The organism is Geobacter sp. (genome assembly GCF_030834625.1).
In the GTDB taxonomy this organism is placed as follows: Bacteria; Desulfobacterota; Desulfuromonadia; order Geobacterales; family Geobacteraceae; genus Geobacter.
The window spans coordinates 136579-142912 of sequence record NZ_JAUQXO010000027.1; the positions used below are offsets into that span (position 1 = coordinate 136579).

Below are 6334 nucleotides of genomic sequence, written 5' to 3' on the forward strand. Positions count from 1 at the left end.
AGGTAGCAGGAATGAAGGAAAAGACAACCCTCTATCTCCCTATATCTCCAGGTCAAGATCAGGCTGATGGAGCCTCCCCTCACGGTCGTCGAAGGGGATCGAGAGGAGCCGGCCGGCCCCGCAGCGGACGACGAAAGATTCGAGGAACCGCTGGTTCACGCGCCGCTCCGTGGCCACCGTGGCAAGCACCACCGCTTCGGCCAGGGCCCGGGCGTCGGCCTCCCGGAAGACGATGGGAGCCATGCGCGCAGGGACGCCGGCGGAACGGCCCAGGGCGGGGGAGCGGAGAGTCAGGAGCCGGCCGGCCCTGAGAAGCGACACGGACTTGGCGGCGAATGCCGGGACGAAGACAAGGGGAGGCTTCTCACCCCGGCCCGGGGAAAGTTGTGTGATGGAGCCCGCCAGGGCCAGGTACTCCCGCAGGGTGGCCACTTCACCGCCGACCGTGGTCGCCCGGAAGGGTAATACCCAGAAGGGAAGCCGTTCCATCTCCCGCCGCGCCGCCGGGGGAACGTCCAGGTCAGGACCGGCCGTGTGGACAATCTCCCGCAGCACCAGCTCCTCCCCCACCAGTTCCCGGTAGGTGCCGCACGATCGGCAGGGGAAGATGACGTCTTCGCCGCCGGCGGTGAGATCAGTGCCGCACGCCGGGCAACGGAGGGGAATGACGCGCAGGTCGTGCCGGTCAGCCAAGATCCACCTCCCCCCGCCGCTCCACAAGGGCGAAAAACCAGGCGGCAAGCCGCTCCGTCGAGAGCCCGCCGTTGGATGCCAGCCAGCCCAGGAACCCCACGGCACCGGCTGCGCCGAGCAGGTGATGGACCGTGAAGGCGAACACCAGAAGCGTCACCGAAAGGAGGGGACGCAGGACCGTCAGCCGCGCCGCCCCCGGAAGCCGCCCCGCCAGAACCCGGCCGTTCACCCCGTCGATGGTGACGGGATAGAGCCTTTCGCCCCGGGCGAAGGTGAGACTCCAGACCGGGTAGGAGATGAGGGCAAGACGCTCGCCGCAGAGGGAGAGACGCCCCGTGGAGCGGAGCACCCCCTTCCCCCCGCCCCGGGCCCGGGCCTGGGCCACCGCCTCCCGCCGCACCTCGTCGGGACCTTTTACCGGGTCGAACACCGTCCCCCGTTGGGAGACAAGGGCAAAATCCATCCCCTGAAGGGGGAGGACGGCGCTGGCCACGGCGATCCCCCGCAGGCCGAAGCGTGAGACATCACAGGCGGGGGAGCTGTAGTCCACCGCCACCATGACGCTCTCGGTGGCGCGCTCGTTGGGACCCCGCACCTCCCGCACCATCTTCATGCCGTTCTCGTCGTACACCTCTTCCCGCACCACCGTTTCCCGCTCGGTCCAGAGCCAGCCGGCGGCGTGGCCCCGCAGCCGCCAGAAGGGGAGAAAGCAGAGCTCGCCTCCCTCGAACCGGAGCCGTTCAACCACCCGGGGGTCGCCGCCGGCCGCGGCCACGGCCCGGCGGGCATTGGCCCGGGCCTGGGCCAGGTCGGTCCGCTCCTCGATCCAGAAGCGGGAAATCCCCGCCTCGCCGGAAACGGCAAGAGAGGTGCCGCAGGACGGGCACGGGGCATTGCGGTCCCCTTCACGGAAGGAGAAGGGGCTTGCGCACTGGGGACAGGAGATGGTGACGGTCTGCTGCTCGGCCATTCAGGCCTCCCGCCGGAGGAATGAGTGCAGGGAAGGATACGAAACACCAAAGATGACGGCAAAGGCGACGGCCCGGTGAAGGTGATTCTTCACCGCCAGACCCACGATGACGAGCAGCAGGGCATACCCCGCCACCAGCGCCACGTGACGAAGCGGAAGCGTAAAGGCACGGCGCGGTGGGGCATCCAGCAGATACGTCCGGCGGTCCACCGCCGAAACCACGGCCCGGCAATCGCTGCCGCCGACGCGGCAGGTGAGAAGATAGAGGGGAAGATGAACGAGGGTCAGGGAGCCGGGCTCCTGACCGGCCCCATCCCCCAGGGCCTCGGCAACGGGAATGTCGGGAGGGGTGAAATTGCTTCCCTCCGGCACAAAGATGAGATCGCCCCCCGGAAGGGCGATGGGCGCTTCCCCAAACCAGGGGTGCCGAAGGGCCGGAATGAGGCGCCTTCCCCCGCCGGAGCGGGAAAGCCAGAAGGGGGCCACGAGATACTCGCAGCCGCCCCGCTCCACCGATGGATCGGCCCCCTCCCCTTCCAGAACCGAGGCCAGGGCGCTCCAGGCCACCCGGTCGTCGCGCCCGTGAGTCATCTGGTACTCGGCGATGCCGACCCCGTGCTCCGCCACGAAAGAGGAGGTGCAGAAGGGGCAGTGGTGGAAGCGGGTTTCGGTGCGAGCCTCAACCGGGGCGCCGCATTGGGGGCAGGATATGGTCACCGGCTATCCCCCGGCGGGCCGTCCGCACTCCGGACAGAACCGGGCATCGCTGGCCAGCTCCTTGCCGCAGCCGGCACAGAAGCCGGCCCCTGCGGCTGCGCCGCACTGGTGGCAAAACCTGGCCCCTGCCACGAGCGTGGCCGCACAGCTGGGGCACCCCCCGCCGACGGCCGGTACCGGCTTCGCCGCACCTCCCCCCATGGCGCTGGCCACCATGCCGGGAAGCATCATGCCGAGGCCGGCGCCAAGGCCGAGCCCCATCCCCTGGGACGCCTCGCCTCCACCCTCGGCCGACGCCGCCTTTTCCAGGCTTTGGGCCGCCTTGAACTTCAGGTAGCGGTCCACGTCACCGGCCGCCTCCATGGAGCTCCGCTCGTCGATGACCTTCTGGACCTCCGGCGGCGGCGTGACTGCGTTCACATAAAGCTCGGCCAGCTCGATGCCGAAGCCGCCGAAATCGGTGGCAAGCCGCCCCTTGAGGGCCGCGGCCGTCTCGTCGTAGCGGGCCGGGAGATCGAGGACCGTGTCGATGGTCTCCCCCAGGTAGTCGTTCAGCCGCGCCACGATGATGTCCCGGAAGAACTCCTCCAGCTCGGCGGCGGTGTAAAGCCCCCGGGTCCCCACCAGGGCGTTCACCAGAAGCTCAGGGTCAGTTACCCGAAGGGTGTAAGTGCCGAAGGCCCGCAGGCGCACCATGCCGAAGCGGCTGTCCCGGAACGCCACCGGCTCCTTGGTTCCCCAGCGCAGGTCCGTGAAGGTGTGCATCCCCACGAAGCAGACTTCGCAGCGGAAGGGGGAGGTGAACCCCCAGGGGAGCGCCAAGATCTTCGTGAGGATCGGGAGGTTGGCGCTGGTGAGAGTATGCCGCCCCGGTCCGAAGCAGTCGGCGGCCTTGCCGTCCTTGAAGAAGACCGCCCGCTGGCTCTCCCGCACCACCAGTTGGGCGCCGAACTTGATCTCCGCCGACCCTTCGGCGGGGATGCGGCGGACCATCTCCCGGCCGCTGTCGTCGAACCACTCGATAACCTCAAGAAAGACCGCATTCATGCTGTTGACCGCCACGGGGACCTCCATTCGGGAAATACTTCTGGAATAACACTGAGCAACGGAGCACACGGAGAAAACCTTTAAGCTTGAAAGCATGAGCAATTTTCTGCCAATAACTGAGATCAGGCTTTTAACGCATTGATCTTACTCCGGGTGCTCCGTTGCTCCGTGTTATTCAAAACCGGTTTTTCAGGTTGAGCCGCTGTAGCATGTATCGGAGACCAGGGACAAAACTTGAGGTATTTTAACAATAGACTGTCATTTCCTGAAAAGCCAGAGGATGAGGGATAGGATCACGGAGATGAGGATACTCGTGGCGAGGGGGAAGTAGAAGGTGAAGTTGCCACGCTTCACGTAGATGTCTCCGGGGAGCCGGCCAACCCAGGGGATCTTGCCGGCAAAGATGAGGATGACCCCCACGGCGACGATGATGAGCCCGAAGACGATGAGCGACCTGCCGAGACCATGCATCACTTCTCTCCCTCCCGGGGGTGGTACCGCTCCTTCTCGCTGTAGATGCAGCCACAGTACTGCTGGCGGTAGAGCCCCAACTCCTTAGACACACGGATCCCCTCCTGCCACCCCCTCCGGTAGTCGTCGTAGTAGAAGCGGACGCCATGGCGCTCGGCAGCCCGCTCGGCGCAGTCGCGGATGGCATCGTGCTTTTGGTAGCGGCTGTAGAGAAGGGTCGAGGTGAAGGCGTCGAAGCCCCCTGCCGCCGCTGCCGCCGCAACGGCATCCAGGCGGGAGAAGTAGCAGTAGAAGCAGCGGTCTTCCGGGTTCTGGGCCACGGCGGCCAGGAACTCCTCCAGCCGGTACTCGTCGCGCCAGACCACATCGAGCCCCACCTTGGCGGCGTACTCCCGCACCGTGTCCCGGCGGCGGACGTATTCCTGGTAGGGATGGATGTTGTGGTTGAACCAGTAGCCGGTAACCGCCGCGCCCCGGTCCCGGAGCTGCGCCACCGGATAGACAGCGCACGGCCCACAGCAGATGTGGAGAAGTATCTTCATTCGACAATCCTTTACGGACAGAATTTCACGAAAACCAGGTATCCCGATAGTACCCCAAGTGGCACCGCGGGCTCAAGCGCTCATCGCTGCCCATCCGCGAGCATTCATCATCAGGGCTGCTATACTTGTCACTGAAGAATAAACTCTACACCATGGACAGGTATCACAACCATGAACTCCACGAGCCAACAGCCCCCCACCCATGCCACCCTGACCGCCATTCTGCGCACCATTCCCCTTTTCGCTTCCCTCCCCCCCGAAGACATCGACGCCCTGAGCAGGCTCATTGAAATACGGTCCTTCCCCAAAAACCGCACTATCCTCCATGAGGCCGACACCTCCAACTACATGTATCTCGTCCTTGCCGGGAAGGTGCGCGTGGTCCAAAACGGGGCCAACGGCACAGAGCAGGTCCTTGCCATTCACCGCAAGGGGGCCTTTTTCGGCGAGATGGCCCTTCTCGACGGCCGAACGTCTCCGGCAACCCTCATCGCCCACGAGGATGCCACCGTCGGCCTCATTGACAGGCCGGCGTTCAACAGCCAGATCCTCACCAACGACCGGATGCTGCGCCAGATCATCGCCGTCCTCTGCGCGCGGCTGCGCGAATCGTGGTTCCTGATGAAGCTTTCCCGTTTTGGCTCCGCCGAGCAGAAGATCAGGGGCGTACTCAAGTATCTCGGCACCCAGTACGGCGTCGACGATTCGCGGGGCAAAATCCTCACCATCAAGCTCACCCACCGGATCGTCGCCGGCTACGCATCGGTATCCCGGGAAACGGTAAGCCGCATTCTGAGCCGCTTCTCCCGGGACGGAGAGATCGAGTTACTCACCAGCCGCAGGATGCTCCTCAAACCCACCCTTTTTCACAACCCGCCTTTTTTGTGACATAAATCACTAAACCTTGATTTAAGTCTTATTTTTTGCTATCGAAGAGCATCCCGCAAAGGAAAGAAAGTTTCCAAAAGGGCAAACTCCGGGTAACCGGGGGACGCAAAGCTACGGGTCCTGCCTCCATGGGCAGGATAGCCGGGTTGTCGACGAGCAACGCCCGCCTTCACTGGTGCGGGGGTCTGTTTCTGAGGAAGGAAACAAACTCAACCCATGGAGGTGGCGTATGCGCTGCACGAAACGAGTTTGTAGAAAAATCACGGTACACCTTGGCACTTTCGGAGTCATCTGCCTTGCAGCAGGATTGGCGAGTGCCGCCCCCTCCCCCCAGAAGTTCGAAACCGATGAACTGCTCGTCCAGTTCAAGGCCGGAGTCCACAAGGTCGGCTCCAACATCGTGCTGAAGGTTGTAGGCGCCCAGGAAGCCGAAGAAATCCCCCAGCTCCGGATAAAGAGAATCAAGGTTCCCGCTGCGGCCCGCGACAAGGTCAAGGCAGCCCTCGCCAGGAACCCCCTCGTAACATTCGTCGAAGAGAACTATCTGGCTGAACCCCTTGCAACCCCCAACGACCCCTCCTACGTCTCCCAGTGGCATCTGCCCAAAATTGCCGCACCAGCGGGGTGGGACATCAGCACCGGCTCGAGTTCCGTTGACATCGCCATCCTGGACACGGGCGTCGATCCCAGCCACCCCGACCTGGCCGGCAAGCTTCTCCCCGGCTTCAACTTCTACACGAACACCACCGACACCCATGACGTCTACGGCCACGGAACGAAGGTGGCAGGCTCGGCGGCGGCACTGGCCAACAACGCAGCCGGTGTTGCCGGCGTGGCCTGGCAGAACCAGATCATGCCCCTCGTGATCTCGGACTCCACCGGCTACGCCACCTATTCGCGCATGGCCAGCGCCATCACCTACGCCGCCGACCACGGCGTCCGGATCATCAATCTCAGCTTCGGCGGAACCACCAGCTCCTCCACCCTCCAGAACGCCGTCAACTAT

At 64.4% G+C, this 6334-nt stretch carries 8 protein-coding genes and 1 riboswitch; of the genes, 2 read left to right on the forward strand and 6 right to left on the reverse strand.

The features are described from left to right. Nucleotides 1-39 precede the first annotated feature (39 nt). The 6 genes from RCH91_RS07490 to RCH91_RS07515 all read right to left on the reverse strand — a co-directional run bounded on the left by RCH91_RS07490 (nucleotide 40) and on the right by RCH91_RS07515 (nucleotide 4440). Complete coding sequence (locus tag RCH91_RS07490) at nucleotides 40-693, reverse strand: hypothetical protein (RefSeq protein WP_306534009.1); 654 nt, start codon at nucleotides 691-693, stop codon at nucleotides 40-42. After that, nucleotides 686-1663: a hypothetical protein gene (locus RCH91_RS07495; RefSeq protein WP_306534010.1), complete on the reverse strand. Its 978-nt coding sequence runs from the start codon at nucleotides 1661-1663 to the stop codon at nucleotides 686-688. Before RCH91_RS07495 ends, RCH91_RS07490 begins: the two co-directional genes overlap by 8 nt. Beyond that, nucleotides 1664-2380, reverse strand: a complete 717-nt coding sequence (locus tag RCH91_RS07500; protein WP_306534011.1) for a hypothetical protein — start codon at nucleotides 2378-2380, stop codon at nucleotides 1664-1666. A gap of 3 nt (nucleotides 2381-2383) precedes the next feature. After that, nucleotides 2384-3442 carry an SPFH domain-containing protein gene (locus RCH91_RS07505; protein ID WP_306534012.1) on the reverse strand — a complete coding sequence of 353 codons (1059 nt, stop codon included), beginning with the start codon at nucleotides 3440-3442 and terminating at the stop codon, nucleotides 2384-2386. 243 nt (nucleotides 3443-3685) lie between these two features. Beyond that, nucleotides 3686-3898 (reverse strand): DUF2905 domain-containing protein, encoded by a 213-nt coding sequence (locus RCH91_RS07510; RefSeq protein WP_306534013.1) that lies wholly within the window; start codon nucleotides 3896-3898, stop codon nucleotides 3686-3688. Continuing rightward, nucleotides 3898-4440 carry an epoxyqueuosine reductase QueH gene (locus RCH91_RS07515; RefSeq protein ID WP_306534014.1) on the reverse strand — a complete coding sequence of 181 codons (543 nt, stop codon included), beginning with the start codon at nucleotides 4438-4440 and terminating at the stop codon, nucleotides 3898-3900. The genes RCH91_RS07510 and RCH91_RS07515 overlap by 1 nt, the downstream gene beginning before the upstream one ends. Before the next feature lie 171 nt (nucleotides 4441-4611). Here RCH91_RS07515 and RCH91_RS07520 point away from each other — a divergent pair, with 171 nt between their 5' ends. Beyond that, nucleotides 4612-5328, forward strand: a complete 717-nt coding sequence (locus RCH91_RS07520; RefSeq protein WP_306534015.1) for a Crp/Fnr family transcriptional regulator — start codon at nucleotides 4612-4614, stop codon at nucleotides 5326-5328. 70 nt (nucleotides 5329-5398) lie between these two features. After that, nucleotides 5399-5482, forward strand: a riboswitch (cyclic di-GMP riboswitch). Between the two features lie 75 nt (nucleotides 5483-5557). Next, nucleotides 5558-6334 (forward strand): S8 family serine peptidase (locus RCH91_RS07525; protein WP_306534016.1); only part of this gene is annotated, 777 nt, incomplete at its 3' end.

Bases quoted from the DNA above. Each gene is read 5' to 3' on its own strand.
- RCH91_RS07520 (WP_306534015.1), top strand. From the start codon at position 4,612: ATGAACTCCACGAGCCAACAGCCCCCCACCCATGCCACCCTGACCGCC.
- RCH91_RS07515 (WP_306534014.1), bottom strand. From the start codon at position 4,440: ATGAAGATACTTCTCCACATCTGCTGTGGGCCGTGCGCTGTCTATCCG.
- RCH91_RS07510 (WP_306534013.1), bottom strand. From the start codon at position 3,898: ATGCATGGTCTCGGCAGGTCGCTCATCGTCTTCGGGCTCATCATCGTC.
- RCH91_RS07495 (WP_306534010.1), bottom strand. From the start codon at position 1,663: ATGGCCGAGCAGCAGACCGTCACCATCTCCTGTCCCCAGTGCGCAAGC.